Source organism: Pseudomonas sp. O230 (genome assembly GCF_045447035.1).
Lineage (GTDB): Bacteria > Pseudomonadota > Gammaproteobacteria > Pseudomonadales > Pseudomonadaceae > Aquipseudomonas.
In genome coordinates this window covers 118,643-144,024 of the sequence record NZ_JBJGXN010000002.1, presented here as the reverse complement: position 1 = coordinate 144,024, position 25,382 = coordinate 118,643, and the positions used below count along the sequence as shown (strand labels likewise).

Genomic DNA, 25,382 nt, shown 5'->3' with positions numbered 1-25,382 from the left:
TTGTACGAAGCGCCCTTTTTTGCTCGGAACAACGATAGATTGAGCTTACTTTATGGATTTGAATGGTTTCTCAGCGTCGCCCTTAAAGTGCAGCCGCACCCAGTGGAAAATAAACGCTGAACAGCGTTCCCCCTCCAGACTCGAACTCACCGAAACATCCCCGCCATGCGCCTTGGCGATTTCGCGGACGATAAACAACCCAAGCCCCACCCTCCCACATCACCCGTCAGCCCCAGCACCGCGGGTCATCGGTTCAAACAGCACGGCCAGCAGCGACTGCGGAATAGCCGGCCGTGGTTTTGTACTGACACAACGGCAGCGCCGCATTCGGAAAGGCGACGCGCAGTTCGTCGACGCTGTGACTGACGAATGCCTGTAAGTCCTGCGCGGCGGGGGCAATAGCAATACCGCTGCCGACTCTGGTCAGTGCCAGGTTCAGCAGGTCAGCAATCATGCGTTCGACGCGGTCCGTCGATTGGCTGATGTGACCGAGCAACTTGGTTTCCTTGGCAGTGCGCTCTGCTCGGGCGAGGATGTCGGAGGCCATTTTGATCGCGGCCAAAGCCATGGGAGAAAATCAGCGTTGCCGGAACATCGCCTGCCGTTGTTGCGACGTTGAAGGTCCATGAGTGTGTCCCGGGCGAGCCAAAGGTGTTCTTGGCATTGCTGGAGGTTAGACAGTCAGAGACTCTGCCGTAATCCGAGGCCGCCGAGCAATCCGCTCGCGGCCAGGCCCTTTACGAAGGTGCGCCTGGAAGTGTTGGAGTACATGCCATGTTTAATCCCGCCCCGTCAGTTGGGAGACAACTTGACGGCGAGGCTAAAGGACGATGCCTTCCAGAAGGCTGCGGCGGGGATTACAGTTTTGCCAGCTTCAACGCGGCGCTTAACGAGTGGTGGAAGGCTCGGCGGCCGACGCCACTGTCCCGCTACCGCAGTTGATATACGAAGACTTTTTCAGCCAGCGCTGATCCGGGTAGTACGAAAACAACAGTTGCCCGTCTTTCATCGAGTCAATCAACTTGTGCGCAATCGCCGGCCGTACCGCCGGGCAACCGAGGCTTCGACCAATCCGCCCGTTTGCCCGTGCCAGCACCGGGCTGACATAAGGCGCACCATGAATGACGATCGCCCGGTCGAAGGCGTTGTCGTTGAAACCCGGCTCCAGTCCTTCCATGCGCAACGAATAACCGTTCTGCCCGACATAACTCGACTGCGTGCGATACAAGCCCAGGCTGGTGGCGAAGCTTTCGTTCTGATTGGAAAACTTGACCGCCATGTTCTCGCCGCTGTTGCGACCGTGGGCGACCAGTTCGTGGAACAGCAATTTGCGCTGTTTCAGGTCAAACACCCACAGACGTTGCTCTGTGGAGGGCAGCGAGTAATCAATGACGGCGAGTCTTTGGACAGGCGCGGCACCTTGGGCCAAGCTGCATTGAGAGGCACGGACGGCCAGTGCAATTACCTTGGCGTTAGCGTCTGGAGCGGCTTTGACCAAAGCGGCTTCAAGTGAATCGGCGTAGGCTGCCGTGGCTGACGTTGAGCTCAGCAGCAGGGCCGTAATTAGTAAGCCGAAGCGGTCTAGCGCCATATGCGGGTCTCATCATGATTGTTTCGAGTCTAGCAGCGTGCGCGCTGCTAGCCGGTGAATGCGGGAGATTAAGGATTATCCATGGGGCAGTTAACAAGGTTATTCGTCATAAGCCGCATCTTTTTTATGGGCTTTCTGATCAGCGGTGCAGCTAATGCAGAAACTTCGCCGATCCAGCGGTCATCTACCCCTATCAGCGTTAGTGAGGCGGCACCGGATGATATCGTCGCTCAGACGATTCAAAGCATGCTGTCGCCGTTGGCCTCGGCGTTTCCGCCGTTGCTCACAGCCCCTCGGCATCAACGGGTGGACGTCAGCCGCGTGGTCATGGATTTTTATACGCATCGCGGTTATCGCGCAGCGTGGACGCAAGACAGTGATGTTGCCCAGTTGCTGAAAAGCCTGGGCGACACGCAAGCGGATGGTCTGGACCCGGCCGATTTTCATATGGATGAACTGGCCAGGGTTCGAGCGTCGATGCAAACCCCGGCGCAACGGGCGGGTTTCGATGTCGCCGCCACCCGTACGTTCATCACCGCACTCCTGCAATTGCGACGCGGCAAGGTCGACCCTTCGCGCCTGGACATGCATTGGAATTTCGATCCGGTCGGCGTCGATCCGCGTGAAGACGTGAACAACTTCTTCACCGCCCTCGACAGCCACGATGTCGCGCGGGCATTTGCTCAAGCGCCACCGCAAGAAGGGGTTTATGGCAGCTTGCGCATGGGCCTGGCGCAATTGCGCAAGGTCCGGGACACGGGTGGCTGGCCGAAGATTGCCGAAGACAAGTCACTCAAGCCTGGCATGGATGAGCCTGCGGTCGCGCAGCTGCGAGCCCGTTTGGTGGCCGGCGGTTATCTGGCCCCGCAACTGAAACCACGCAGCGACTATGACGATGCCGTCACCGCTGCGGTCAAAAAGTATCAAACCGAACAATACCTCGGCGCGGACGGTGTCGCAGGGGCGGCGACGCTCGCGGCGTTAAATGTCTCGGTTGAGGCGCGGATCGACCAGGTGCGGGTAAACATGGAGCGTGCGCGCTGGTTGCTGTACAAACTTCAGGGCACTTTTGTCATCGTTGACATCGCTGGTTACAAAGTTTCGCTCTACCGCGATGGCAAGCCGATTTGGCGTTCTCGGGTGCAGGTCGGCAAACCGTTTCGCAGTACGCCAGTGTTTCAATCAGAGATTACTTACGTCACGTTCAACCCTACCTGGACGGTGCCGCCGACCATTCTGGTCAAGGACATGCTGCCGAAGATTCAGAACAATCCCGGCTACCTTGCCGCCAACCGAATCAAGGCAATTGACCGCGAAGGGAACTTGCTCGACCCATCGACGGTCGATTGGTCCAACCCGCGCGGCGTGACATTGCGACAGGATGCCGGGCCGGACAACTCGCTGGGCCAGGTCGTCATCCGGTTTCCCAACGACTATGCGATTTATCTGCACGACACGCCGCATCGCGAGTTGTTTGCGCAATCCCGCCGCGCCACCAGTTCAGGCTGCATCAGGGTCGAGAACCCGCTGCAGTTGGTGGAGCTGTTGTTCAACGATCCGGTTCATTGGAACAGCGCCGGGATCCAGGCGCAGTTGGCCAACGGCAAGACCGAAAACATTCGGCTGCCCGTCAAGGTGCCGGTGCTGTTGGCTTACTGGACGGTGGACCTGAGTAGTGATGGTCGTGTGATGTTCAAGCCCGATGTATACGGGTACGACTCTGCGGTACTGCGGGGGTTGAATCTGCGTTCGGAACTTCCTGCACCGCAATGGCAGCAAGCAGGACTGCCTGCGCTGGCGGCCGGGGGAAAAAGCATCAGTGACTAAAACAGACCGCTGTTTGGTCGTCAGGAAAAGCGTGACTCATTGTTTTTCCGGCCAGGCAAATGCTCTACGCCAACCTTTGCACTGGGTCGCAGTTTGCATTGCTTATACAAGCGGGTAGTTGGCGCTCCCGTTGAAAGCTATCACAATGAAAAAAACCAACGAGTAATCGACCCAAAGGAATAGGGCAGTGAAGATGGATGTTGCGCAAGAAAACACGGTACCCATCAAAGGTCAGCTACATGTGCATGACCTCGATGAGTGCCGCAACATTCAAAAAGGTCCGGTGTTTATCATTGCTTCTGGGGCTTCCGCTAAAAATTTTCCGCTTGAAAAGTACGCCAACGTTCCAATGATCACGATGAACGGGGCCATCTCGATGTTCATCGGTACCGATATCAAGCCGTTCTTTTATGCATGCACCGATATTGCCTTTTACCGGGAGCAGCCCGAATTGCTGTCAGCGGCCATGCACCTCAGCGAGCGGGTTGCCGTTTGGGAAGAGCACATCAGGCGTTCGGTCGTTGCGCCTGAAGGAGACCTGTACTTGTTGACCAAGGCACCCAAACTGTCCTGGAGTGACCTGGTCTTCAGGGGCGATAAAGAACTTGTCAGAATTCGAAGGCTGGGCAACGGCCGCAACAGAACCCTGGGGTTCAGCAAGAACCTCAAACGCGGTTTTTTTGATGCGCGCACCGTAGCCTATCTGGCGCTGCAAATCGCCTACCACGCAGGCTTTAACAAGGTGTTTCTGGTGGGGGTCGATTTGAATCAGTCAGTGCGGCGCTTCTATGAAGATGACGACGCCGATGTCTCACCGTGCATGCTCGATCAGCATTTTTTTACGAGAATTCTGCCCTCGTTCAAGATCCTGTCGAAGTACGTCGTGAGCGATGATTTCCAGGTTTACAACTTGTCCGCTACCTCAAGAATTCCTCCTGAGCTCATTCCCCACGTTACGCTGGATGACGTCGACAGGATGCTCTACGGAGGGGCCGTGCTTGATGACGGTGGGTGCTCTTGAAGCGCCCATTTTTTTTGCGTGAACTTCAACCGTTCGGCACCTGCGTCCAGACTGGCAAACAGCGTCACCTAAGCTCTGATTTACCGGAAATTCCTCCGGCGCTTGCAAGGAAGGTGTGGCATGACTTCATTAAAGTTCGGCGCGTCCATCCTGTTGGTCTGCCTGGCAGGTTGCGTCACCAGCAGCCATTACGAACCACCCCCCGTGCCTGCATCGGCGGTGACGCTGGATGATGGGCAAATCACCAGCACACTGGTCGGCAAGAAGTTTTATGGCACCACCCGAGAGGGTAGTCACCCTTACTCAATGAGTTTCGCGTCAAACGGCGTAGAAACGTTCGAAATGGCGCCGAACAAACCGGAGAAGGAAAAATGGACGCTGAAAGACGGTGTTGTGTGTATTGAAGCGAAAGGTTATCCAACCGAATGCGGCCAGTTGAAGACGGCCAATAACGAGTATTGGTTTGTCGATCCTAAGAGCGGCAGAGTTAATGCACACTTGAAACTTACGCCTTGAGGCCGGGATTCGCGCAGCAATGGGCGTTCATGGCGCGCCCATTCATCATGTTCATACCCGACCCAATTCCTCACCTGTGCCAGACCCTGTTGCCCGGCGTACTTACGATCAAATTCGCCTATGGGATGCCGAAAGGCGCGAGCGCCTGTGCACAGTGCAATGCGCAGACAGTCCAAAGGACAATTGCCCCTCACCACGGCGTAGACTAAGCTCACAAAAATAAGGGGTTTTGGGCCTTCGCTCATGCCTTACCCTTACAGGATGAGCTTTGCCTATTCTCCAAAACGACCCGCACAGTGCCACAGGCGTTCCCTTGAAACGGTTACCGTTGCGCAAGGCAGCGCTACTGTTCATTGCTGTGGTGTGCCTGTGTCTGTGCGGTTTGCTTTATCTGCAACTGGAGCAATCGCGCCGGCACGATCTGGCCGTGGCCGAAGTGGCGTCATCGAACCTGACGCGCGCCATGGCGCAGCAAGCCGAAGACACCTTCATGAAAGCCGATCTGGTGTTGACCAGTCTGGTTGACTGGATTCAGGCCGACGGCTTCGGACCGCCGCAGCGACCACGCCTTCAGCAAACGTTCGCCCGGCGGGTGCACGCGCTGAGTCAACTCCACGGGATCTTTCTGTTTGACCAGAAGGGCCAGTGGATCGTGACTTCTTTTGCGGATCTGCCTCGTGGTAATGGCGTGGCGGACCGCGAGTACTTTAAGTATCACCAGCAGAACGTGTCTTCCGTGGCGCATATCGGGCCGGCCATTCGCAGTCGCGAGAATGGCGAATGGATCATTCCGGTCTCCAAACGCGTGAACGACAAAAACGGCCATTTTCAGGGTGTTTTGCTGGCCGGCATCAAGATGTCCTACTTCGATCAGTTCTTCAAAAGCTTCAACCTTGATGACGATGGCTCGATGTTTTTGGGGCTGACTGACGGGACGCTGCTGGCGCGCCGGCCGTTTGTCGAAGCGCAGATCGGCACGTCGTTGGCCAATGGCGAGATCTTTCAAACGTTGCTGCCCAACGCCCCCTCTGGCAATGCAACGTTCCGTTCGGTGGTCGATGGCACCGTGCGGTTGTATGGTTACCGTCAGCTTGACGCCTATCCGCTGGTGGTGTCGGCGGCATCGTCCAGGGATTCGATTCTCAAGGGGTGGTACGGCACCGCGTATCAATCGAGTGTCATTGTTGCCCTGGTCGTGCTCGGGGTGGGGCTGTTCGGTTGGGTGTTCGTGTGTCAGGTTCGCCTCGGAGAGCGGGTCGAGGCAGATTTGCGCAAGGCCAAGGAGGCGCTGAAGCTGATCGCGACGCACGACAGCCTGACCGGCCTGGCCAATCGCCGACTGTTCGAGCAGGCGCTGGACATCGAGTTTGGCCGTGGCACCCGTCAGTCGAGTTCATTGAGCCTGATCATGCTCGATATCGATTACTTCAAACGCTACAACGACGCTTACGGCCATGTGGCGGGAGATCATTGTCTGGCGGAAGTGGCGCGGGCGGTGAAGAATTGTTGCCATCGCAAAGCCGATCTGGCGGTGCGTTACGGTGGTGAGGAATTCGCCGTGTTGCTGCCGGATACCGATATTCACGGTGCGATGGTCATTGCCGAGCATATCCGCCGCGCCGTCATGGCCAAAAATATCAGCCACAGCGGTTCGCCGAACGGCTTCGTCACGGTCAGCCTGGGCTGCTATTCGTTTGTACCCACGCGCCTGGACAGCACCGAAGTGTTCATCGGGCGTGCGGACGCCGCGTTGTATCAGGCCAAACATTCAGGGCGCAACCGTTCGGCGGTGCTGTCGATCGAAGGCGGCATCGAGGAGTTGATGCGCTCGGATCGTTGAGACAACTGCGGCATGATCCAAGTCGTTACCTGTTGTGCACCGAGCAACCACCTGAGGGTGTGGATGTCAGACACTGAACACCCTCATTTGGAGCGTCGGCCCATGAAGAATCTGCGAATCGCCACGTTCAACGTCAACGGCATGCGCGCCCGGCTGCCTAACCTGCTGGCCTGGCTGGAGCGCGAAAAACCGGACATCGCCTGTTTGCAGGAGCTGAAGTCGGTGGACAGTGCGTTCCCCGTCGCCGAACTTGAGGCGGCCGGTTACGGGGCGATCTGGCAGGGCCAATCGTCGTGGAACGGGGTGGCGATTCTGGCGCGGGATGCGCAACCGCTGGAGAGTCGGCGCGGTTTGCCGGGGAACGACAGCGATACGCATAGTCGGTATCTGGAAGCTGCCGTTCATGGCGTGCTGGTCGGTTGTCTGTACCTGCCCAATGGCAATCCGCAGCCAGGGCCGAAGTTCGATTACAAGCTGGCGTGGTTCGAGCGGCTGATCGCCTACGCCGAAGACCTCCAACGCAGTGAACACCCGGTGGTGCTGGCGGGTGACTACAACGTAGTGCCGACCGACCTGGATATATACAACCCACGCTCCTGGCTCAAGGATGCGTTGCTACAACCGGAAAGCCGCGAGTGTTATCAGCGTTTGCTCGGCCAGGGTTGGACAGACTCCTTGCGTCATCTTTATCCAGAAGATCGGCTCTACACCTTTTGGGATTATTTCAGACAGCACTGGCAGAAAAATTCCGGGCTGCGCATTGACCATCTGTTGCTCAACCCCTCGCTGAGTCCTTATCTGCGGGAGGCCGGTGTCGACGCCTGGGTCCGCAATGAGCCGCATGCCAGTGACCATGCACCGACGTGGATTCAACTGAGTTCACGCAAGCGCCGTTGATTTTTCGGTCGGGTGGCGATTGGCGAAATCAATTGTCGGTCTCACCGCTTTATCCCTTATACATGGCGACCATCGGCAGAGAGATCCGCGGCCCCTGCATAAGGACCGAGCAATGAGCGAGCCACGCCTGAGCAATCTTTCGTTGTACCTGCAACGCCTGGAATTCGACGTGCCACCGGCGCCGACCCTGGAAACCCTGCGTCAGCTGCAACTGCGTCACACCGGCGCATTCCCGTTTGAAAACCTCACCACGCTGTCAGGCGAGCCAGTGTTGATCGACCTGCCGTCCATCGAGCGCAAAGTCCTGCACGATGGTCGCGGTGGTTACTGCTACGAACTCAATAACCTGTTTCTCGCGCTGCTTCAGGCGCTGGGATTCGACGCGCTCGGCATCAGCGGTCGCGTGGTCATGGGCCAGCCCGAGGGCGTGTGGACCGCGCGAACGCACCGCTTGAGCCTGGTTACCCTCGACGGCGTGCGCTACATCACCGATGTCGGCTTCGGCGGCATGGTGCCGACGGCACCGCTTTTGCTCGATACCCCGGCCGAGCAACGCACACCGCACGAACCCTATCGCATCGAGCAACATGCCGACGGCTACACCTTGCGCGCCAACGTGGCCGGTGAGTGGCGAGCGATGTACATCTTCGATTTGCAACGACAGGAAGACATCGATTTCGCCGTCGGCAACTGGTACGTCTCGACCCATCCTGACTCGTCTTTTGCCAGGCAACTGATGGTGGCGCGAACGGGAGAAGGCTGGCGGCGCACGCTCAACAACGGCAGTTTTGCCGTTCACCGGATCGGCAGCGAGAGCGAACGTCGGCAGGTGGCGAATGTGGACGAGCTGGTGGGGTTGCTGGGGAGCGAGTTCGGGATTCGGGTGCCGGAGCACGCGACATTGAAACAAGCGCTTACGCGGTTGATCGCGGCGACGTAGCTCAAGGCTTCATCACGCGATGAATTTCACTGAGTACCTCTGACAGTTTTTTCTCCAGGTTTTTTAGTTCGGAGGCGGTTATTCCTTCCTTGAAATGTCCGGCATTTGCAACAGCGGTGTTCGGGATGGCCGCTGTCTTGCTTCCATCGCCGAGCAAGGCCTGGCGCAAGGTGTTGTTGATCACCGTCTGATAACCGAATCCCTCATTCTCGGCGGCGGTACGCGCCGCGTCTAACACGACATCGTCGAGCATGATGGTGATTCGGGTCTTGCCTTTGCCGGAGGCAAACGCTCCGCGTTTGGCCTTGCTGAAATCGTATTCGTCTTTCATGGTTCAAGCCTCCAGATATCGGCACCGCTCATTTTTGGTAGCGATGCGCGCAGAAATGATTCGAACGAAATTCGGCTCGCGATACGTGTACGCAACGACCAACAAGCACCCTTTGGCATCCAGCCCCATGATGATCCACCGCTGCTCATCGTGATGGTTGTCCTGCAGCGAGAGGGCTCTCTCGTCATAAAACACGGCCTCTGTCTCCGCGAGGCTGATCCCTTGATGCTTTAATTTGTTAGCTGCGTTCTTTGCCTTGTGATACTGAATCTCGAATGACTTCATTATGCATACTTTATATGTATAAGCGAGAACGCGTCCGTACCGATGGTCGCCTGGAATGCCAAAGACTAGCGGGCGGGGGAGTAGGCACAGGAAGGATGTATTTCAAATGTTTTTTGGAGGGGAAAACAGCGCAGGAAAGGGGCTACATGGACAGGTGTCCATAATCTGACCGATGAGTTGTATACAACTCTATAGACATTTGTCCTGAGTCTTGCATACAGTGTGTGCATAACAAAAACCAGGGAACCCCCCCAACCATGAAAACGCCCCATGTTTCACACCAACGGCCTGAGGACGAAAACCTCGGGGTCGGCGCGAATATGGCTTACGGCCTGCAACACGTTCTGACCATGTACGGCGGCATCGTCGCGGTGCCTTTGATCATCGGCCAAGCGGCCGGGCTCTCGCCCGCGGACATTGGTTTGTTGATTGCTGCTTCATTGTTTGCGGGGGGCTTGGCGACATTGCTGCAGACCCTCGGTTTACCGTTTTTCGGTTGTCAGTTGCCGCTGGTGCAGGGCGTGTCGTTCTCGGGCGTTGCGACGATGGTGGCGATTGTCAGCAGTGGCGGGGAGGGCGGGTTTCAGTCGATCCTGGGGGCGGTGATTGCCGCGTCGTTGATTGGTTTGCTGATCACGCCGGTGTTCTCGCGCATCACCAAATTCTTCCCGCCGCTGGTGACGGGCATCGTGATCACGACCATTGGCCTGACGCTGATGCCGGTGGCCGCGCGTTGGGCCATGGGTGGCAACAGTCATGCGCCCGACTTCGGCAGCATGGCGAACATCGGTCTGGCGGCGGTGACGCTGGTGCTGGTGCTGTTGCTGAGCAAAATCGGCAGCGCGACCATCTCCCGGCTCTCTATTCTGTTGGCCATGGTGATCGGCACAGTCATCGCGGTGTTCCTCGGCATGGCGGATTTCTCGTCCGTCACCCAAGGCCCGATGTTCGGCTTCCCGACGCCGTTCCACTTCGGCATGCCGACCTTCCACTTCGCTGCGATCCTGTCGATGTGCATCGTGGTCATGGTGACGCTGGTGGAAACCTCGGCGGACATCCTCGCCGTCGGTGAAATCATCGGCACCAAGGTTGACTCCAAGCGCCTGGGCAACGGTCTGCGCGCCGACATGCTGTCGAGCATGATCGCGCCGATCTTCGGTTCCTTCACCCAAAGCGCGTTCGCCCAGAACGTCGGGCTGGTGGCGGTGACCGGGATCAAGAGCCGCTTCGTGGTGGCCACCGGCGGCTTGTTTCTGGTGATCCTCGGCCTGCTACCCTTCATGGGGCGGGTCATCGCCGCTGTTCCGACTTCCGTGCTCGGCGGCGCCGGGATCGTGCTGTTCGGCACCGTGGCGGCCAGCGGCATTCGCACGCTGTCCAAGGTCGACTACCGCAACAACGTCAACCTGATCATCGTCGCCACCTCCATCGGTTTCGGCATGATCCCGATCGCTGCGCCGAATTTCTACGACCACTTCCCAAGCTGGTTCGCCACGATCTTCCACTCGGGCATCAGCTCCTCGGCGATCATGGCCATCGTGCTGAACCTGACCTTCAACCACCTCACCGCCGGTAACTCGGATCAGCAGTCGGTGTTTGCGGCGGGTACTGAACGGGTCCTGCGTTATCAGGATCTGGCCGCGTTGCGCGAAGGGGATTACTTCAGCGAAGGCAAGTTGCGTGACTGCGACGGCAAAGAGATCCCGGTGGTAGAGGCGGACCCTGGGCATGGAGAGCCACGGGCGGTGCAGGCGAAAAGCAGTGAGCATGTCTGACGTTTGATTGAATGAAAAAAGGCCGATCTGTTGAATGACAGATCGGCCTTTTTCATTGTCGGTCGCTATTGCCCGCTGTGTGTCCAGCGACCCATCAACGTATTGGACGGCAGTTGTTCATCCAATAGCTTTCTCGCCGTTTCCACTCCCGCTACCGGCAACCCTTCGGGGTTCAACAAGCCAATCTGCACCAGCACACTGGCCTGGTCCCAGTAGATATGTTCGTGGTACAGCTTGTCGCCCCGGAACTTGATCACCCCCAGCATCGGTATCTCGACGTACTTCCCGGTCGGTGCGACGTTGGGCAGCATCCAGTCGATTTCGGTGCTGTGGGTGAAACACATGATGAATTCATCCACGATCTGCAATGCGCCGATGGTGCGGGAAATCGGGATGAGCTTCATGTCCGGTGGATTGCCGTGGACAAAGTGGTGTTGATAGAAGCGGCTGAGTTCCCTCGCGCCGACGCCGCCGGTCATGGTCGGGATATGGTTGACGTAGGGTTCGGCGACCATGGTTGCCATGGTGGCGGGTACGTCGCGGGTCTCGAATTCGTGGCGGATGTGTTCTTCCCACAGGGCTGACAGGTTGAAGTGGGGGCCGATCTCGCGCTTGAGTGCGGCGATGCTGCGTTCATGGGCCATCAGCGAGGCGGGCTTGTCGTAATGAGCGCTCCCGGCCCGGGCGAAGGCGTGGTCGACGCCTGGGTACACGTAGATTTCGGCTTTGTCGTTGCCGGCCAGGTGCTCGCTGATCCGGGCGCGGGCATTGGCGTCGCAGTAGCCATCGTTCTCGGCAAAATGCAGTACCAGCCGGCCCCTGAGGTTATCCGATTCGTGCAGCAGGTGTTCGATACCCATGCCGTAGTAGCCGACCGAGCAGGCCACATCAGTGCGCGCGGCGGTCAGCCAGGCCAGTTTGCCGCCCATGCAGAAGCCGACATAACCGAGGCCCGCGCCTTCGACTTCAGGCAATGCACGCAGGGCCGTGAAGCTGGCGGCGATGTCGCTGACGGCCTTGTCCACGTCCAGGCGCTGGAACAGGTCGATGGCAACGGCAAAATCCGCTTCGGTGTAGCCCAGGTCAACGCCCGGTTGCAGGCGCCAGAACAGGTCCGGCACCAGTGCCACGTAGCCTTCCTCGGCATAGAAATCGGCCACCTCTCTCATATTGGCATTGACCCCGAAAATCTCCTGGCCGATCACCACCCCGGGGCCCTTGCCGCTGGCCGGCAGGGCCAGGTAACCGTTGAACGTGGCGTTGCTGTCCGTTGCCCGGATCTCAATCATCTTGCCCATGTTGTCTACCTCATTCGGTTATCAGGTTTTATTGGCTGTCACGGTGTTGTTGGAACCACACTCGCGGCGACACGCCACGGTCTGGCCCGAGGATCGAAAAGCCGCCGTCCACCGGCACGTCGACACCGGTCATCCAGCCGGCACCGGCGCTGCATAGAAAGGCCACCACGCTTGCGATCTCATGGCCCCGGCCAATGCGCCCGAGCGGATGAAAGGGGGCTCCGACCCGATCGGCCAGCTGCGGATCGTTGTCGCTGAGTTCGGCGACGCTGGGCGACCAGGTCCAGGCCGGGGATACGCTCAGCACCCGGACTTGCTCCGGGGCCAGGGTCATGGCCAGATTCTTCGTCAGTTGCAGGATGCCGGCCTTGGAAGCGGGGTAGAGTGCACGCCCGGCTGCGCCGAATTTACCGCCGGTGCTGCCCATGTTGATCACCACGCCGCCGCTGGGCAGATGCACGGCGGCCTTCTGGGTAAAGATCGCCGCCGACACCAGATTGACGTTCAGGGTTTTCAGCCACTGCGCGCGGTCAGAGGCCAGTCCCTGATCGGCGTACAGGCATGCGTTGTTGACCAGAATGTCGAGCCTGCCGAAGCGGGCCAGCGTGGCCGTGATGCACGCGTCGATATCTTCGTCGCGCTCCACGTCGCAGGCTGAAAATCCGCAACCCATTGCTTGCGCCAATGCCTGACCGCTGTCGGCGTTACGCCCCACCAGCATCACCCGAGCGCCCTCGGCCAACAGCTGTCGAGCGATGTCCAGACCCAGTCCCTGAGTACTGCCGGTCACAATCGCCACTTTGCCTTCGAGCATCATGCCAAGTCCTCCAGTGCTTCCTTGACGTGGCTGATACGGGCGATCAGCGCCATGCTCGCCAGCGAGGCCACATGCGCGTCGCTGTCCGCGCTGGCGCAGGCATCTGCCGCCACCGTCACCTCGAATCCGCAATCCACCGCATGGCGCACTGTGCTCTCCACGACAGAATGGGTCGCCACGCCAGCGATCAACAGGTGCGAAGGATTGAACTGGCGCACCACGGTTTCCAGCGGTGAGCCGTAAAAAGCATTGATCCGGTTGTGGGTGACGACGAATTCAGTGCGGCTGTCCAGCGGCGCCAGGGCGCTGAAAAACTCCGCTCCCCAACTGCCTTCCCGGACAGCGCCGAGGGTCGCGACCGTGCGCAGAATTGGCGCGTTCTGGATCAGGTCGGCGTAGTCCGCTCGGAACGCTACACGCACGTGAACGATCGGCCAGCCCTTGGCGCGTGCGCCAGCCAGTAATCTGCCGGCGGCGTCGAGCAGTGCAGCACGCACGTTGTCATCGGACCCCAGTCCGACCCTTATCTTGCCGTCGGGGTGCAACACGTCATTCTGATAGTGCAAGGCGATCACCACCGGCGCGTTCATCACACGAATACCTCAAGGTTGGCGAACACATCGTTGCAGTTGATGAGGTCCACGCGCTTGAGCTGGATCTGCCAGTCACCGCCGTCCTGAGCGGCCAATTTATAGGTGTAGCGCCCCGCGAGTTGGCGTTGTTCCAGGCGCCACTCGCTGTACTGGAAGCTGGCGCTGACCACCAGCAGGCCTTGGGCGTCGAGCCCCTCGACCAGCACATTGCCGACCAGGTGCGCGGTCTGGGTCTGCGGTTGCTGAGACCAGTTGCGGGCGTTTTCCACCCGCCGAATCCGCACCTCGCGCAGCATGCGGTTTTCCCAGAACAGCGAGATATGGTCGAACGGGTTGGCTTGCTCGTGCTTGTGCGGCACCCAGTACATGCCGGTGTCGGTGAACAGCTTGTCCCACTCCCAGAAACGCCGCTCATCCAGCAGACGCGCCTCTTGGTAAAGAAACTGTTCGATCCGGCGCAGGGTCTCGACGGGAACCTGGGCGGGGGTCAACTGGCGGGTGTCGACGTCGATTCGGCGGTCAAGCAGCATGGGTGCTCTCCTTGGCGATCAGGGTGGCGGTCATGAACTGTTTCCAGGCGGCAAACTGGTTGCGCATCGGCAGTTCGCTGGTGCCGTTGGTGGACACCGCACCGTCCTCCAACGGCCTGTCGGTGCCGGCGTAGCGGTGCATGCTGATCCACTCGCCACCGCGGGTCATGTTGCCTTCCTGGCAGCGGGCATAGACCTCGACATCGTCGGGCATCACGTTGGAGGAGGGCGAGTTGATGACGTTGGCGTAGGTCAGCGCGCGGTCGAACACGGCATCCGGAGCGCCCTTGCAGCGGAAGGTCTGGATCTCGACCATGGTCCGGTCCACGGCGATGGGGCGGATCACCCGGAACTGCATGAACACGGTGTGCGGCGAGCCGCTGCCGTAGATCACCGTGTTATGGCGGTTCATGCCGAGGATTTCCTTGGCGCGCTGCTCGCCGTAGGCCTGGCTCAGGCATTCGAAGTGAGCACGGGAGACCTCGTCGCGCTCGGCGGCGGCCGGGTCGAAGATCGCTTCCATGTAGCCGTGGCCGTTGTGGTAGGCGCGCAGTTCGAGTTTTTCCCAGAAATCGTAGGGTTCGCCGTTGCCGTCCATGATCAGCAGCTCGAAGGGCATTTCGCCGATGGCCTGGGCTTCGTCACGCGCAGCGTCTACCGACGATTCGTGGGTCACACGGGCGTGCATGGTGTCGTGCAGGTTCTCGTAGAACACTTTCCAGTTCGAGCGCTGCTGAACACGGAAGATGCCGCCGGCCACCTCGACTTCGCCGACCGGTGAACGGTCGCAGAGGTTGTCGATGGAGGTGATGACGCCACCCAGAAATGCTTTCAGGTCCGGCCCGAACGCCGCCTGGCTGGCGAACACGAAGCCGCGATAGGTCTCGACGCGGGCGACACTGGCCATGGAGAAATCCGGGTGTTTGGGGTCGTAGCAGGTGCCTTCGAAACCGCTCTTGAGCGGTGCCGACAAATGCTGGCCGTCGAGTTTGAAGGTCCAGGCGTGATACGGGCAGCGGAAGAATTTGCCGACACTGCCGTCACCGTCGGCCACCAGTTTGGCGCCCTTGTGCGGGCAGCGGTTGTACAGCACGCTGACCTGCTGATTGGCGCCGCGCACCATGATCACGTCCTGATCACCAATACGGGTGGTGTGGTAGTCGCCGGGGGTCTTGACCTGGCTTTCATGGCCAACGTAGATCCAGGCGTTGCCGTAGATGCGCTCCATTTCCAGCTTGAACAGGGTCGGGTCGGTGTAGACGCTCTTGTGGACGCTGTCCTCACGGATCAAGGCAGCGATTTGCTCGTTGGTCGGTATCACGGGATGTCCTCGGTTTGTCACAGATCGAGCACCAGCAGCGCGCTGCGGGCACGGGAGACACAAGTGCAGAAACTGCCGCTGGCGCGCTCGCGCTCCGACAGGCAGATGTCGCGGTGATCGGGCTGACCGTCGATGACCTGGGCGACGCACACGCCACAGTCACCTCGTCGGCAGTCGAACATCGGGTCCAGGCCGGCCTGGAGCATGGCGTCCAGCACGCTTTGCCCGGCGGCCACTTGCAGGCTCACGCCGCTTTCGCGCAGGAGCACCTCAAAGCCTTGATCGCCGGCCATTTCCAGGGCGCCGCTGAACAGTTCGTAATGCAGGTGATCTTCTGCCCAACCCTGTTCGCGAGCGCAGGCCAGCACGCTGTTGAGCAGGGCGGTCGGGCCGCAGATGTAGAGGTGCAGGCCGGGTCTTGGAGCGGTCAGGATTGCAGCGGCAGGAAAGCGCTTTTGCGGGTCGCCGCCGCTGATCCAGCAATGGTTGTCCTGGCAGGCGCGGATCTCTGGCAGATAGGCCATCTGCGCTTCATCGCGACCGGCGTAGTGCAGGGTGAAGGGCTTGCCCGCCGCTCGCAGCGAGCGGGCCATACCGAGCATGGGCGTGATGCCGATGCCGCCGGCGATCAGCAGTGCGTGTTCGGTGTTTTCATGCAGGGGAAAGTGGTTGCGTGGTGATTCGGCCAGCAGTTCATCGCCGACCTTGAGAGAGTGCACCCAACGCGATCCACCGGAACTCGACGCTTCGAGCTGGACGGCGATTTCGTAGTGCTCGCCGTCGGGCAGGTTGACCAGCGAATAGGCCCGGCGTTGAGCGCGATTGCCGGGTACGTGCAACTCAAGGTGCGCCCCGGCGGTGAAACCCGGCAGTGGCCGGGCGTCGCTGGACACCAGCAGGACGCGGCGGATTCTGGGGGTCAAGAGCTCGATGTGTTCGACCCTGAGCGAGAGGCTGGACATACGCAATTCCTGTCTGAATTCGTAGCCACTGTATGAAGCTTGGGGAGGGCAAAAAAGCCGTTAAAGGCAAACCGGTATCCACTTCTGGCGAGAGTGATTGGCAGGACGGATGGACGCCCACGATGCGGTGTCCTGTCTGAATGATCGCGTTGTCCGGGCGTTTTTCGCGAGCAGGCTCGCTCCCACAAAGACAGTGCAATACCTGTAGGAGCGATGGGGGTTAACGATGACGCGTGTTATCGGGTTGAGCGCGTCGCCCTCAGGTGCGCAAGCAGCGCCCGCAAGTGTTCGCCATCCGCCTTGGCCAGATCATCCAGCACAGCAAAATGATGACACCCAGCAAGCTCGACCAGGCTCACGGCCTGCCCGGCCTCGCGACAGGCACTGGCGTACTCGTGCGAGTGCCGAATCAACTCCGGCAACTCATCCCCGCCCACGGTCACCAGTAACGGTGCGCCATCGCCGATCAGCCTTTGCGGGCTAAAGCGCTGGATATCCTCTTCGCTCAGTTGCAGCTTGTCGTTCAACCAGCAGCGGCTGATGGGTTCAAGCTCCATCAGGCCGCTGATCGGCAGGGCCAGGGTCACGAGCGGATGGCGGCGATGCAGCGCAGTCAGATGGCCTCCCGCCGAGTGCCCGCAAAGCACCACCTGTTGACCGATGTTCAAGGCTTCGCGGTGCGCCATCAGGTGGTCCAGAGCCTTGCCGATCTGCCCGACGATGGTGTTCATGTTCGCCTCGGGCGCCAGGGTGTACTCGAGCAGTCCGACATTGAAGCCGGCCGCGATCATCCCCTCGGCAATAAAGGCGTAGTCGTCCTTGTCCGAGGCTTGCCAATAACCGCCATGAATGAACAGCAGCGTCGGCGCTCCGGCATTCGCGTGGGCGTACCAGTCGAAACGCTCGCGCATGCCATTGCCATAGGACATGTCACGCTGCCAGGCGTGGCTCGCATAGGTCTCGGCGCTGCGCTGGCGAAAACGCTGCATGATCTGTGGAAAATCGCCCACTGCGGCGACGTTGTTGTAAGCCTGATTGAGGTCCATGGCTGCTCACACTCCCAGGTAGCGTTGCGACAGTTCTGGTTGAGCTGCGAGTTCCACAGGGGTGCCATCCCAGACCTGTCGCCCTTTTTCAATGATGTGATGACGGTCGACGACCCGTGCCATTTCCTTGAGGTTTTTGTCGATCACCAGAATCGTCTCACCCTCGGCCTTGAGGGTGGCCAGGCAACGCCAGATCTGCTCGCGGATGATGGGGGCCAGGCCTTCAGTGGCTTCGTCGAGAATCAACAGGCTGGGGTTGGTCAGCAGCGCGCGGCCCACCACCAGCATCTGCTGCTCGCCGCCCGACAGGGTGCGAGACAGCTGGTCCTGGCGCTCCAGCAAGCGCGGGAACAGTTCGTAGACACGCGCCAAATCCCATTTGCCCCGCGTGGCGGTGGCCAGCAGATTTTCCCGCACACTCAAGGTGCCGAAGGCGCGGCGGCCCTCCGGCACCAGTCCCAGGCCGGCCTTGGCGATGCGATAGGGCGCAGCACCGCGCATTTCCGTGCCGTTGATGCGGATGCTGCCGGCACTGGGCTTGAGCAACCCCATGATCGATTTGACCGTGGTGGTCTTGCCCATGCCGTTGCGGCCGATCAATGACACCACCTGGCCCTGCTCGATGCTCAGGTGCATGTCGAACAACACCTGGCTCAAGCCATAGCCCGCTTTCAAGCCTTGAACTTCAAGCATGTTCTTCTCCCAGGTAGGCGGCCCGCACTTGCGGGTCGTTGCGCACTTGTTCGACGCTGCCGGTCAGCACCGTCTGACCGTAAACCAGTACCGTGATACGGTCGGCGAGGGCGAATACCGCGTCCATGTCATGTTCAACCAGCAGGATTGCGTAGCGGCCCTTGAGGCTGTGCAGCAGCTCGGTCATGCGTGCGGATTCGTCGGCGCCCATCCCGGCCATCGGCTCATCGAGCAACAGCACCGAGGCTTCCTGAGCCAGTGCCAGTGCGATCTCCAGTTGCCGCCGTTCGCCATGGGAAAGCTCGTGGACCGGGTCTTGTGCGCGTGCGCCCAGGCCCACTTGCTGCAAGTAGCCCAGCGCCGGTTCCAGCAGGCGGGTGTCGCGGCTCAGCGGACGCCACATGCCGAACGCCTTGCCCTCACGAGCGGCGATAGCCAGCGCGACGTTCTCCAGCAAGGTGAACTCGGTGTACAGCTGACTGACCTGGAAGGCCCGCGCCAATCCCAGGCGCGGCCGCTGCCAGGCGGGTACGCGGGTGATGTCCTGACCGTTGAGATGGATCTGGCCATGGTCGGGGAAAATTTCCCCGGCGATCTGCGCGATCAGCGTGGATTTGCCGGCGCCGTTCGGGCCGATGATGGCGTGTAACTCGCCATTCGCCAGTTCCAGGCTGGCGCCGTTGGTGGCTTTCACCGCACCGAAGGCCTTGTGCAAATCCTGAATCGACAGTTTTGCGCTCATGGGCGTGCCTCCACGGCGGTGTTCGATTTGACGGCAACGACGTTCGGTTTGCGCTGCAACAGGCTCAGCAGCAGGCCGTAAACGCCTTTCTTGCCGAACAGCACCACCAGCAGCAACAGCGGGCCGAAAATCAGCATCCAGTGTTCGGTCCACTGGCTCAGCACTTGTTCAAGGCCCAGGTAGGTGGCCGCGCCCAGCAACGGGCCGAGCAGGGTACCGACGCCGCCGAGGATCACCATCGCCATCAACTCACCGGACTTGTGCCAGGCACCCATGTCGGGGCTGACGAACAGCGCGTAGTTGGCCCACAGAATGCCCGCCAGGCCACCGCCGGTCCCGGCAATCACAAAGGCCGTCAGGCGATAGCGCAAGGGTTTCAGGCCCAGGCTGACGCTGCGCCGCTCGCTCTGCTTGAGCCCGCGCAGGACAAAACCGAAACGCGAGTTGACCAGCCGCCGGCACAGCAGCAACCAACCGGTCAGCAATGCTACGCACAGGTAGTAGAAGTGGTTGGCGTCGCCCAGATCCAGTGCGCCGAGGGTATTGCGCTCGTTGAGCAGGATGCCGTCGTCACCGCCGTACAGCGACAGCGAGCCGAGCACGAAGTAGAGCATCTGGCCGAACGCGAGGGTGATCATGATGAACTGCACGCCGCTGGTACGCAGCGACAGATAACCCACCAGCAACGACAGCAGCGCGCATACCAGCAGGGCCAGAGGCCACACCACCAGCGCGTTGTTGCTGCCTTCCCAGCCCCACAGCGGCATGCCTTGCGACGTGTGGAAGGCAACGATGCCGACGATGTAACCGCCGAGTCCGAAGAACGCGGCATGGCCGAAGCTGACCATGGCGCCGTAGCCGATCAGCAAGTCCAGACTGATGGCTGCCATGCCGTAGATCGCAAGGCGGGTGAAGAAGCTGACCAGGTAGGGTTCGTGCAACCAGTGGGCCAGCAGCGGCATGCAGGCAAAGGTCGCCAGGCACGCAAGGTCAATGATAAGGCGTGGTGACATAGCGTTCTCCTCAGGCACGGGCCGGCAGCAGGCCGCGCGGACGCACCAGCAGCACCAGGGCCATGACGATGTAGGCGCTGGCGGAAATCAGCCCGGCGCTCAGGGTGCCGCTGGTTTCGCTGGGCAGCAGTTGGTCCAGCAGCGGCGGAATGTAGGCACGGCCCAGGCTGTCGACCATGCCGATCAGCAGGGCACCGACCAGCGCACCGCGCACCGAACCGACACCGCCGACGACGATGACCACGAAGGTGGTGATCAGGATCTTCTCGCCCATGCCGATTTCCACCGACAGCAGCGGTGCCGCCATGAAGCCGGCCAGGCCGCACAGCATGCAGCCAAAGACGAACACCAGGGTGTACAGCCGGGCGATGTTGACGCCCAGCGCGCCGACCATTTCATGGTCGTCGGCACCCGCGCGAATCAGCATGCCCAGGCGCGTGTGGTTGATCAGCAGCCACATGCCGACCGCCACCACCAGCCCTGCAACGATGAACAACAGCCGGCTGACCGGGTACATCAGCCCCGGCAGCACTTGGACGAAACTTGAATACCATTCGGGCGTGGGCATCGCCGGTGGGCTGCGACCGAAAATCAGGGTCAGCAATTCGTTGCTGAAAAACACCACGGCCAACGTCGCCAGCACCTGATCCAGGTGATCGCGTTTGTAGAGGTGGCGCATGATCGAGGTTTCAATCAGCGCGCCATAGCAGGCCGAGCCGATCAGCGCGGCCAGGCCGCCCAGCCAGAACGAGCCGGTCGCCATGGCGGTGTAGGCGGCACAGAAAGCGCCGACCATGTAAAAGGCACCGTGGGCGAGGTTGATCACGCCCATGATGCCGAAAATCAGGGTCAGGCCCGAGGCCAGCAGAAACAGCAAGGCGCTGTATTGCAGGCCGTTGAGAATCTGTTCGAGCAATAACATGACTGCGTTCCTCATGAAAACGCCCCGCAGGTTTCTGCAGGGCGAGGACGGGGGCTCAGGTGCCGGTCAGATCGCGCATTGAGCGGCGTAGCTGTCGACGTGGCGGGTCGCCAGAGTCTTGATCGGCACTTCGATCAGCTTGCCATCGGCGCCGGCCTGCACTTGCAGCAGGTACCAGTCGATCACCGGGTGCTGGTTCTGGGCGAAGCTGAAGTCACCGCGAATGGAATCGAACTTGACGTTCTTCATGGCCGAGCGGAAGGCCGCCTGGTCTTTCAGATTGCCCTGGGAGGTCTTCAGGGCGGCGCCGATCAGCCGTGCCGTGTCGTAGGTCTGGGCGGCATACACCGTCGGGGCGCGCTTGTACTTCTCGGTGAAGGCTTTGACGAAGGCCTGGTTGGCCGGGTTGTCCGATTGCGGGTTCCACAGGGTGACGATGTTGGTGCCCTTGGCCACGTCGCCGGTGGCGGCGAGCATGCGTTCATCCATGGAGAACACCGGCACCACCATCGGGATTTGCGCCGACAGGCCCGAGCCGCCGTACTGCTTGGCGAAGTTGATGCCGCCGCCGCCCGGGTGAAACTGGAAGATCGCATCCGGCGTCAGCGCACGCACGCGCGCCAGTTCCACCGAGAAGTCCAGCTGGTTGAGCTTGGTATAGATCTCGGTCACTTCGCCTTTGAAGGTGCGCTTGAAACCGGCCAGTGCGTCACGGCCGCCCTGATAGTTGGGCGCCAGAATCACCATCTTCTTGTAGCCCAGCTCGTTGGCGGCGACACCGGCCATTTCGTGCGGGGTGTCGTTCTGGTAGGAGGCGACGAAGTAGTTGGCCATGCACTTTTCACCGGCCAGGGTCGAGGGCGCGGTGTTGTTGCTGACGTAGAAACCGTCCTTGGTGGCGGTGTTGATCACAGCCGCCAGCACGTTGGAAAAAATCACCCCGGTGTACAGCGAGATACCGTCCAGGCTCATGCGGTCGGCGATCTGCTTGGCCTTGGCCGGTTGCAGTCCGTCATCTTCCACAATGAGTTGCACCGGCACACCGCCGAGCTTGCCGCCCTCCTGATCGATCGCCAGCTGGAAGCCGTCTCGAGAGTCTTCGCCCAGATAGCCGGCGGGGGTGGAAAGGGTGGTGATGAAGCCGATTCGGACAGGCTCCACGGCCTGGGCAGCCATCGCTGCGCAGAGGGAGGTTGCCAGACATGCACGCAATACCAGGTTTTTCATGAGGCGGCCTATGAAGTAGGTCGTGCCAACGCACGGTGGGTATCGATGAGGGCAGTGATTCAGTGTTCGGTCGGGCCGATTGATTGTTGTTATGGGGTGCTGCGTCAGCTGTTGCTTTCGGTGAACTTCTCCAGATAGAGGCGGCTTTGGTCCAGGCCGTGCTGCTGGCGCCAGTCCTTGATCGACTCGACCATCGGCGGCGGGCCGCACAGGTACAGATCGAACGGCTGGTCGCGCAGCTCGGCCAACTCCAGGTGATCGGCGATATAGCCGGTCTTGCCCGGCCAGTCGGGGTTGGGATTGCTGACCACGGGCGTGAAACGGAACCCGGGGATGCGTGCGGCATAGGCCTCGATGCGCGAGACCTCGCACAGGTCCGCGGCCTCGCGCACGCCGTAGTACAGATGCACCGGATGGCCGCAGCCGTGCTGGTCGGCAATCTGGTCGAGCATGCCCAGGAACGCCGACAGCCCGGTGCCACCGGCCACCATCACCAGTGGTCGGTCGATATGACGCAAGTAGAAAGCACCCAGCGGCGCTTCCATGTGGATCACATCACCGACCTGGCAACGATCGCGCACGTAATCGGTCATCACGCCGCTGGGCAGCAAGCGAATGAGAAACTGCAGGTTGCTGCTGCCCGGCGCGCCGGCAAAGGAATACGAGCGCCGATGTTCGGTGCCCGGTACCTGCAGACGAGCGTACTGGCCCGGCAGGTAGTCGAGCGCCGCGCCCGCTGCACCGACTTCCACATGCACGATGGCGGTGGTCGGCGATACCTGTCGCACCTCGCTCACGGTGCCTTGCAGAGTGCTCGGGCCGCTGCTGCCGCAGAGACTGGAATCGAAGTCGAAGTAGAACGCGGCGTCCGACTGCACGCGCGTCTGGCAGCTCAGCACCTTGCGCTCGGCCAAGTCACTGGCCGACAGTGCTTCATCGTCCACATAGTCCTGAGTGTACTGCCCGGATTCGCAGCGGCCCTGACAGGTCGCGCAAACCCCTTCGCGACAGTCCAACGGAATCTTGATTCCGCTGCGCAGGGCCGCGTCGAGCAGGATTTCATTGTTCTGCACGTTGCAGAAGAGTGTTTTGCCATCGGCGAAACTGAAGGCGACCTTGTACGTCATGAGCGCTAATCCGCAGGGTTCAGAGATGGTAGAAATCGAGCACGGAGTTGATCGTGTCGTTGAGCAGCACTACGTGTTTGCGGGCGATCTTCCAGCTCTCGCCGTCGGGGCGCAGACGGTAGGTGGCGCGGCCGAAGAACTGCTCGGCGGTTTGCATGCGGTAGTACAGGGTGCTCCAGTTGACGCGGACCTCCAGCTCATCATCCGGTAGCTGCGCGATTCGCACGTTGCTGATCAGGTGCAGGGTGCGCGGCATCGGGATGGTCGATGCCGCCTTGCCGGTACGAATGCGGAACACCCGGTCTTCCAGGCCACCCCGGTTGGGGTAGTAGATCAGGGACATGCCTTTTTTCGGGTCGGTGGTGTAGACGTGCTCCGAATCCCATTGCGGCAGGTGGAATTCGCTGTCATCGCTGAACATGGCCAGGTAGGTGTCCCAGTCCTGGGCATCGCAGGCCTCGGCGTTGCGGTAGAGAAATTGCTCGACGCGGTATTGCAGTTGCGAATTCATGTTCACACCTCACGCAGTTTCAACGGTTGTTGTTCGGCCGCCTTGCGCGCCAGGCCTTCGAGCAAAAAGCGCTGCCAGTTGGCGTGCTGGTTGACGTACAGGCCTTCATGGGTGAACTCGGTGCCGGTCAGTGCCGGGGCGATGCCGATGGTTTCGCTGTTGCGGGTGGCGCCTTCGACCCACTTGCCCTGGCCGCGGGAAATGTCGCTCCAGCGTTCCAGACGGGCCTGGAAGCCACGCTGCGCTTCACGGAACTCCACCAGGTCATCGGGGGTGCCCATGCCGGACACGTTGAAGAAGTCTTCGAACTGACGAATGCGGTTTTCCCGATCGGCGTCCGACTCGCCGACCACGCCCAGGCAGAAGCTGTTGATCTCGGTCTTGTTCCAGGCCAACGGGCGGATGATGCGCAGCTGCGAGCTGATCTGGTCGAGGAAGAACATGCTCGGGTAGACGTTCAGATTGCGCAGGCGATGCATCATCCATTCGGCTTTGCCTTGGCCGTGTTCCTTGACCAGACGCGGCATGATGGTGGCGTAGCCAGGGCGCACGGCAGGGTTGGGCATGTCGCTGAACAGAAGGCTGTGGCCGTTGTGGAAAGCGAACCAGCCGTCGTCGGTTTCCTTGTCGCCGGCCCCCAGCTTGCTGTAGTCCAGGGTGTCGCTGGAAGTCAGGCCTTTCTCGGCGTTGACCTGTTGGCGGTGTTGCACCGTGGCCACGTAGTTGTAGTGGACGGTGCTGACGTGGTAACCGTCCAGGCCGTTCTCGTTTTGCAGTTTCCAGTTGCCGTCGTAGGTGTAAGCCGACTTGCCCGGCAGCACTTCGAGCTGCCCGGTAGGTGACTGCGCCACCATCATGTCGAAGAACACCCTGGCGTCACCGAGGAAGTCTTCCAGAGTGTCGGTGCCCTCCACGTCGAGGCTGACGAACACGAAGCCGTTGTAGCTTTCGATACGGGCCTTTTTCAGGCCGCGGGTGGCCTTGTCGAAGCCTTCGGGGTATTCGCCCGGCGCTTTGACCTTTACCAGCCGGCCGTCGCTTTTGTAGCACCAGGCGTGGAAGGGGCACGTAAAGGTTGACTGGTTGCCCTTGGCGACACGGGTAAGGGTGGTGCCGCGGTGCTGGCAGGCGTTGATCAGGGCGTTGAGACGACCTTCGCCGTCGCGGGTGATGATCAGCGGCTGGCGGCCGGCACGCATCGTCATGAAATCGTGATTATTGGCGATCTCGCTTTCGTGGCAGGCATAAATCCAGTTCTTCTCGAAAATCAGTTCCATTTCCAGATCGAACAAGTCCGGGTCGGTAAACATATCGCGGGCGATGCGATAAACACCGTCTTCCGGGCGGAAGTCCAGGCAACTTTCTATATAACTTTTCCACTGTTCGATACTTCGTGCAGTTGTCATATCCCAGTCCTCGGCCAATGGGCTAATTCACGCTTCCATTAAATGACGTGGCGGCGGACAGGGTCTATCCGCTTATTAGTGGAAAGCCATCCGGAAAATAAGCCCTGATTCCTGGCTTCTGGCAGTTTAAACCAGTAAACACTGGGTCTTG

At 60.3% G+C, this 25,382-nt stretch carries 26 protein-coding genes and 1 pseudogene; 7 read left to right on the top strand and 20 right to left on the bottom strand.

Annotated elements, in window-relative coordinates:
• Positions 1–253: 253 nt before the first annotated feature.
• From ACI77H_RS03990 to ACI77H_RS03980, 3 genes and pseudogenes are all read right to left on the bottom strand, one after another.
• Positions 254–568 (bottom strand): hypothetical protein, encoded by a 315-nt coding sequence (locus ACI77H_RS03990; protein WP_407010464.1) that lies wholly within the window; start codon positions 566–568, stop codon positions 254–256.
• 128 nt (positions 569–696) lie between these two features.
• Positions 697–771, bottom strand: a pseudogene (locus ACI77H_RS03985) (twin-arginine translocation signal domain-containing protein); the annotation flags it as partial.
• Between the two features lie 115 nt (positions 772–886).
• Positions 887–1,591, bottom strand: coding sequence for a murein L,D-transpeptidase catalytic domain family protein (locus tag ACI77H_RS03980; protein ID WP_407010463.1), 705 nt, complete (start codon positions 1,589–1,591; stop codon positions 887–889).
• A gap of 81 nt (positions 1,592–1,672) precedes the next feature.
• Between ACI77H_RS03980 and ACI77H_RS03975 the strand changes: the two genes are divergently transcribed.
• The 6 genes from ACI77H_RS03975 to ACI77H_RS03950 all read left to right on the top strand — a co-directional run bounded on the left by ACI77H_RS03975 (position 1,673) and on the right by ACI77H_RS03950 (position 8,632).
• Positions 1,673–3,418, top strand: a complete 1,746-nt coding sequence (locus ACI77H_RS03975) for a murein L,D-transpeptidase (RefSeq protein WP_407010461.1) — start codon at positions 1,673–1,675, stop codon at positions 3,416–3,418.
• 193 nt (positions 3,419–3,611) lie between these two features.
• Complete coding sequence (locus ACI77H_RS03970; RefSeq protein WP_407011029.1) at positions 3,612–4,439, top strand: lipopolysaccharide biosynthesis protein; 828 nt, start codon at positions 3,612–3,614, stop codon at positions 4,437–4,439.
• Positions 4,440–4,559: 120 nt separating this feature from the next.
• Entirely contained in the window at positions 4,560–4,955 is a 396-nt protein-coding gene (locus tag ACI77H_RS03965) for a hypothetical protein (RefSeq protein WP_407010460.1), read from the top strand.
• A gap of 268 nt (positions 4,956–5,223) precedes the next feature.
• Positions 5,224–6,795 carry a diguanylate cyclase gene (locus ACI77H_RS03960; RefSeq protein ID WP_407010459.1) on the top strand — a complete coding sequence of 524 codons (1,572 nt, stop codon included), beginning with the start codon at positions 5,224–5,226 and terminating at the stop codon, positions 6,793–6,795.
• Between the two features lie 102 nt (positions 6,796–6,897).
• Positions 6,898–7,692 carry an exodeoxyribonuclease III gene (locus ACI77H_RS03955; protein ID WP_407010458.1) on the top strand — a complete coding sequence of 265 codons (795 nt, stop codon included), beginning with the start codon at positions 6,898–6,900 and terminating at the stop codon, positions 7,690–7,692.
• 112 nt (positions 7,693–7,804) lie between these two features.
• Positions 7,805–8,632, top strand: a complete 828-nt coding sequence (locus ACI77H_RS03950) for an arylamine N-acetyltransferase (RefSeq protein ID WP_407010457.1) — start codon at positions 7,805–7,807, stop codon at positions 8,630–8,632.
• A gap of 1 nt (position 8,633) precedes the next feature.
• Here the strand turns inward: ACI77H_RS03950 and ACI77H_RS03945 are convergent, their stop codons facing one another.
• Positions 8,634–8,963 (bottom strand): BrnA antitoxin family protein, encoded by a 330-nt coding sequence (locus ACI77H_RS03945; protein WP_407010456.1) that lies wholly within the window; start codon positions 8,961–8,963, stop codon positions 8,634–8,636.
• A 3-nt stretch (positions 8,964–8,966) separates the two neighbouring features.
• Entirely contained in the window at positions 8,967–9,248 is a 282-nt protein-coding gene (locus ACI77H_RS03940; RefSeq protein ID WP_407010454.1) for a BrnT family toxin, read from the bottom strand.
• Between the two features lie 257 nt (positions 9,249–9,505).
• On the opposite strand from ACI77H_RS03940, the gene ACI77H_RS03935 reads away from it, so the two are divergent.
• Positions 9,506–11,023, top strand: a complete 1,518-nt coding sequence (locus ACI77H_RS03935) for a nucleobase:cation symporter-2 family protein (RefSeq protein WP_407010453.1) — start codon at positions 9,506–9,508, stop codon at positions 11,021–11,023.
• A 65-nt stretch (positions 11,024–11,088) separates the two neighbouring features.
• Here ACI77H_RS03935 and ACI77H_RS03930 read toward each other — a convergent pair whose 3' ends face one another.
• The 15 genes from ACI77H_RS03930 to antA all read right to left on the bottom strand — a co-directional run bounded on the left by ACI77H_RS03930 (position 11,089) and on the right by antA (position 25,231).
• Positions 11,089–12,321, bottom strand: a complete 1,233-nt coding sequence (locus ACI77H_RS03930) for a dienelactone hydrolase family protein (RefSeq protein WP_407010451.1) — start codon at positions 12,319–12,321, stop codon at positions 11,089–11,091.
• A 28-nt stretch (positions 12,322–12,349) separates the two neighbouring features.
• Entirely contained in the window at positions 12,350–13,138 is a 789-nt protein-coding gene (locus ACI77H_RS03925; RefSeq protein WP_407010449.1) for an SDR family oxidoreductase, read from the bottom strand.
• Positions 13,135–13,728, bottom strand: coding sequence for a cysteine hydrolase family protein (locus tag ACI77H_RS03920; RefSeq protein ID WP_407010448.1), 594 nt, complete (start codon positions 13,726–13,728; stop codon positions 13,135–13,137). Before ACI77H_RS03920 ends, ACI77H_RS03925 begins: the two co-directional genes overlap by 4 nt.
• Positions 13,728–14,261 carry an aromatic-ring-hydroxylating dioxygenase subunit beta gene (locus ACI77H_RS03915; protein ID WP_407010447.1) on the bottom strand — a complete coding sequence of 178 codons (534 nt, stop codon included), beginning with the start codon at positions 14,259–14,261 and terminating at the stop codon, positions 13,728–13,730. The genes ACI77H_RS03920 and ACI77H_RS03915 overlap by 1 nt, the downstream gene beginning before the upstream one ends.
• Positions 14,251–15,582 (bottom strand): aromatic ring-hydroxylating dioxygenase subunit alpha, encoded by a 1,332-nt coding sequence (locus ACI77H_RS03910; RefSeq protein WP_407010446.1) that lies wholly within the window; start codon positions 15,580–15,582, stop codon positions 14,251–14,253. The genes ACI77H_RS03915 and ACI77H_RS03910 overlap by 11 nt, the downstream gene beginning before the upstream one ends.
• Before the next feature lie 17 nt (positions 15,583–15,599).
• A complete protein-coding gene (locus ACI77H_RS03905) occupies positions 15,600–16,544 on the bottom strand; it encodes a PDR/VanB family oxidoreductase (RefSeq protein WP_407010445.1) in 945 nt (314 codons plus the stop codon).
• 236 nt (positions 16,545–16,780) lie between these two features.
• The gene (locus ACI77H_RS03900; RefSeq protein ID WP_407010444.1) at positions 16,781–17,590 is read right to left on the bottom strand and encodes an alpha/beta hydrolase; all 810 of its coding nucleotides are present in this window, start codon (positions 17,588–17,590) and stop codon (positions 16,781–16,783) included.
• 6 nt (positions 17,591–17,596) lie between these two features.
• Positions 17,597–18,283 carry an ABC transporter ATP-binding protein gene (locus tag ACI77H_RS03895; RefSeq protein ID WP_150631566.1) on the bottom strand — a complete coding sequence of 229 codons (687 nt, stop codon included), beginning with the start codon at positions 18,281–18,283 and terminating at the stop codon, positions 17,597–17,599.
• A complete protein-coding gene (locus ACI77H_RS03890; RefSeq protein ID WP_407010443.1) occupies positions 18,276–19,025 on the bottom strand; it encodes an ABC transporter ATP-binding protein in 750 nt (249 codons plus the stop codon). Before ACI77H_RS03890 ends, ACI77H_RS03895 begins: the two co-directional genes overlap by 8 nt.
• The gene (locus tag ACI77H_RS03885) at positions 19,022–20,038 is read right to left on the bottom strand and encodes a branched-chain amino acid ABC transporter permease (RefSeq protein ID WP_407010441.1); all 1,017 of its coding nucleotides are present in this window, start codon (positions 20,036–20,038) and stop codon (positions 19,022–19,024) included. Before ACI77H_RS03885 ends, ACI77H_RS03890 begins: the two co-directional genes overlap by 4 nt.
• A 10-nt stretch (positions 20,039–20,048) precedes the next feature.
• Complete coding sequence (locus tag ACI77H_RS03880; RefSeq protein WP_150631563.1) at positions 20,049–20,960, bottom strand: branched-chain amino acid ABC transporter permease; 912 nt, start codon at positions 20,958–20,960, stop codon at positions 20,049–20,051.
• Between the two features lie 66 nt (positions 20,961–21,026).
• Entirely contained in the window at positions 21,027–22,187 is a 1,161-nt protein-coding gene (locus ACI77H_RS03875) for an ABC transporter substrate-binding protein (protein ID WP_407010439.1), read from the bottom strand.
• Positions 22,188–22,291: 104 nt separating this feature from the next.
• Positions 22,292–23,314, bottom strand: coding sequence for an anthranilate 1,2-dioxygenase electron transfer component AntC (antC, locus tag ACI77H_RS03870; RefSeq protein ID WP_407010438.1), 1,023 nt, complete (start codon positions 23,312–23,314; stop codon positions 22,292–22,294).
• A 19-nt stretch (positions 23,315–23,333) separates the two neighbouring features.
• The gene (gene antB / locus ACI77H_RS03865) at positions 23,334–23,825 is read right to left on the bottom strand and encodes an anthranilate 1,2-dioxygenase small subunit (RefSeq protein ID WP_407010437.1); all 492 of its coding nucleotides are present in this window, start codon (positions 23,823–23,825) and stop codon (positions 23,334–23,336) included.
• A gap of 2 nt (positions 23,826–23,827) precedes the next feature.
• A complete protein-coding gene (antA, locus tag ACI77H_RS03860; RefSeq protein WP_407010436.1) occupies positions 23,828–25,231 on the bottom strand; it encodes an anthranilate 1,2-dioxygenase large subunit in 1,404 nt (467 codons plus the stop codon).
• Positions 25,232–25,382 lie beyond the last annotated feature (151 nt).

What these genes read in the sequence shown, in the direction of transcription:
- ACI77H_RS03905 (WP_407010445.1), bottom strand. Translation starts at nt 16,544, where the DNA reads ATGTCCAGCCTCTCGCTCAGGGTCGAACACATCGAGCTCTTGACCCCC.
- ACI77H_RS03955 (WP_407010458.1), top strand. Translation starts at nt 6,898, where the DNA reads ATGAAGAATCTGCGAATCGCCACGTTCAACGTCAACGGCATGCGCGCC.
- ACI77H_RS03885 (WP_407010441.1), bottom strand. Translation starts at nt 20,038, where the DNA reads ATGTCACCACGCCTTATCATTGACCTTGCGTGCCTGGCGACCTTTGCC.
- ACI77H_RS03925 (WP_407010449.1), bottom strand. Translation starts at nt 13,138, where the DNA reads ATGATGCTCGAAGGCAAAGTGGCGATTGTGACCGGCAGTACTCAGGGA.
- ACI77H_RS03940 (WP_407010454.1), bottom strand. Translation starts at nt 9,248, where the DNA reads ATGAAGTCATTCGAGATTCAGTATCACAAGGCAAAGAACGCAGCTAAC.
- ACI77H_RS03930 (WP_407010451.1), bottom strand. Translation starts at nt 12,321, where the DNA reads ATGGGCAAGATGATTGAGATCCGGGCAACGGACAGCAACGCCACGTTC.
- ACI77H_RS03965 (WP_407010460.1), top strand. Translation starts at nt 4,560, where the DNA reads ATGACTTCATTAAAGTTCGGCGCGTCCATCCTGTTGGTCTGCCTGGCA.
- ACI77H_RS03895 (WP_150631566.1), bottom strand. Translation starts at nt 18,283, where the DNA reads ATGCTTGAAGTTCAAGGCTTGAAAGCGGGCTATGGCTTGAGCCAGGTG.
- ACI77H_RS03975 (WP_407010461.1), top strand. Translation starts at nt 1,673, where the DNA reads ATGGGGCAGTTAACAAGGTTATTCGTCATAAGCCGCATCTTTTTTATG.
- ACI77H_RS03880 (WP_150631563.1), bottom strand. Translation starts at nt 20,960, where the DNA reads ATGTTATTGCTCGAACAGATTCTCAACGGCCTGCAATACAGCGCCTTG.
- ACI77H_RS03875 (WP_407010439.1), bottom strand. Translation starts at nt 22,187, where the DNA reads ATGAAAAACCTGGTATTGCGTGCATGTCTGGCAACCTCCCTCTGCGCA.
- ACI77H_RS03950 (WP_407010457.1), top strand. Translation starts at nt 7,805, where the DNA reads ATGAGCGAGCCACGCCTGAGCAATCTTTCGTTGTACCTGCAACGCCTG.
- antA (WP_407010436.1), bottom strand. Translation starts at nt 25,231, where the DNA reads ATGACAACTGCACGAAGTATCGAACAGTGGAAAAGTTATATAGAAAGT.
- ACI77H_RS03970 (WP_407011029.1), top strand. Translation starts at nt 3,612, where the DNA reads ATGGATGTTGCGCAAGAAAACACGGTACCCATCAAAGGTCAGCTACAT.
- antC (WP_407010438.1), bottom strand. Translation starts at nt 23,314, where the DNA reads ATGACGTACAAGGTCGCCTTCAGTTTCGCCGATGGCAAAACACTCTTC.
- ACI77H_RS03980 (WP_407010463.1), bottom strand. Translation starts at nt 1,591, where the DNA reads ATGGCGCTAGACCGCTTCGGCTTACTAATTACGGCCCTGCTGCTGAGC.
- ACI77H_RS03945 (WP_407010456.1), bottom strand. Translation starts at nt 8,963, where the DNA reads ATGAAAGACGAATACGATTTCAGCAAGGCCAAACGCGGAGCGTTTGCC.
- ACI77H_RS03915 (WP_407010447.1), bottom strand. Translation starts at nt 14,261, where the DNA reads ATGCTGCTTGACCGCCGAATCGACGTCGACACCCGCCAGTTGACCCCC.
- ACI77H_RS03890 (WP_407010443.1), bottom strand. Translation starts at nt 19,025, where the DNA reads ATGAGCGCAAAACTGTCGATTCAGGATTTGCACAAGGCCTTCGGTGCG.
- ACI77H_RS03900 (WP_407010444.1), bottom strand. Translation starts at nt 17,590, where the DNA reads ATGGACCTCAATCAGGCTTACAACAACGTCGCCGCAGTGGGCGATTTT.
- ACI77H_RS03990 (WP_407010464.1), bottom strand. Translation starts at nt 568, where the DNA reads ATGGCTTTGGCCGCGATCAAAATGGCCTCCGACATCCTCGCCCGAGCA.
- ACI77H_RS03935 (WP_407010453.1), top strand. Translation starts at nt 9,506, where the DNA reads ATGAAAACGCCCCATGTTTCACACCAACGGCCTGAGGACGAAAACCTC.
- ACI77H_RS03920 (WP_407010448.1), bottom strand. Translation starts at nt 13,728, where the DNA reads ATGAACGCGCCGGTGGTGATCGCCTTGCACTATCAGAATGACGTGTTG.
- antB (WP_407010437.1), bottom strand. Translation starts at nt 23,825, where the DNA reads ATGAATTCGCAACTGCAATACCGCGTCGAGCAATTTCTCTACCGCAAC.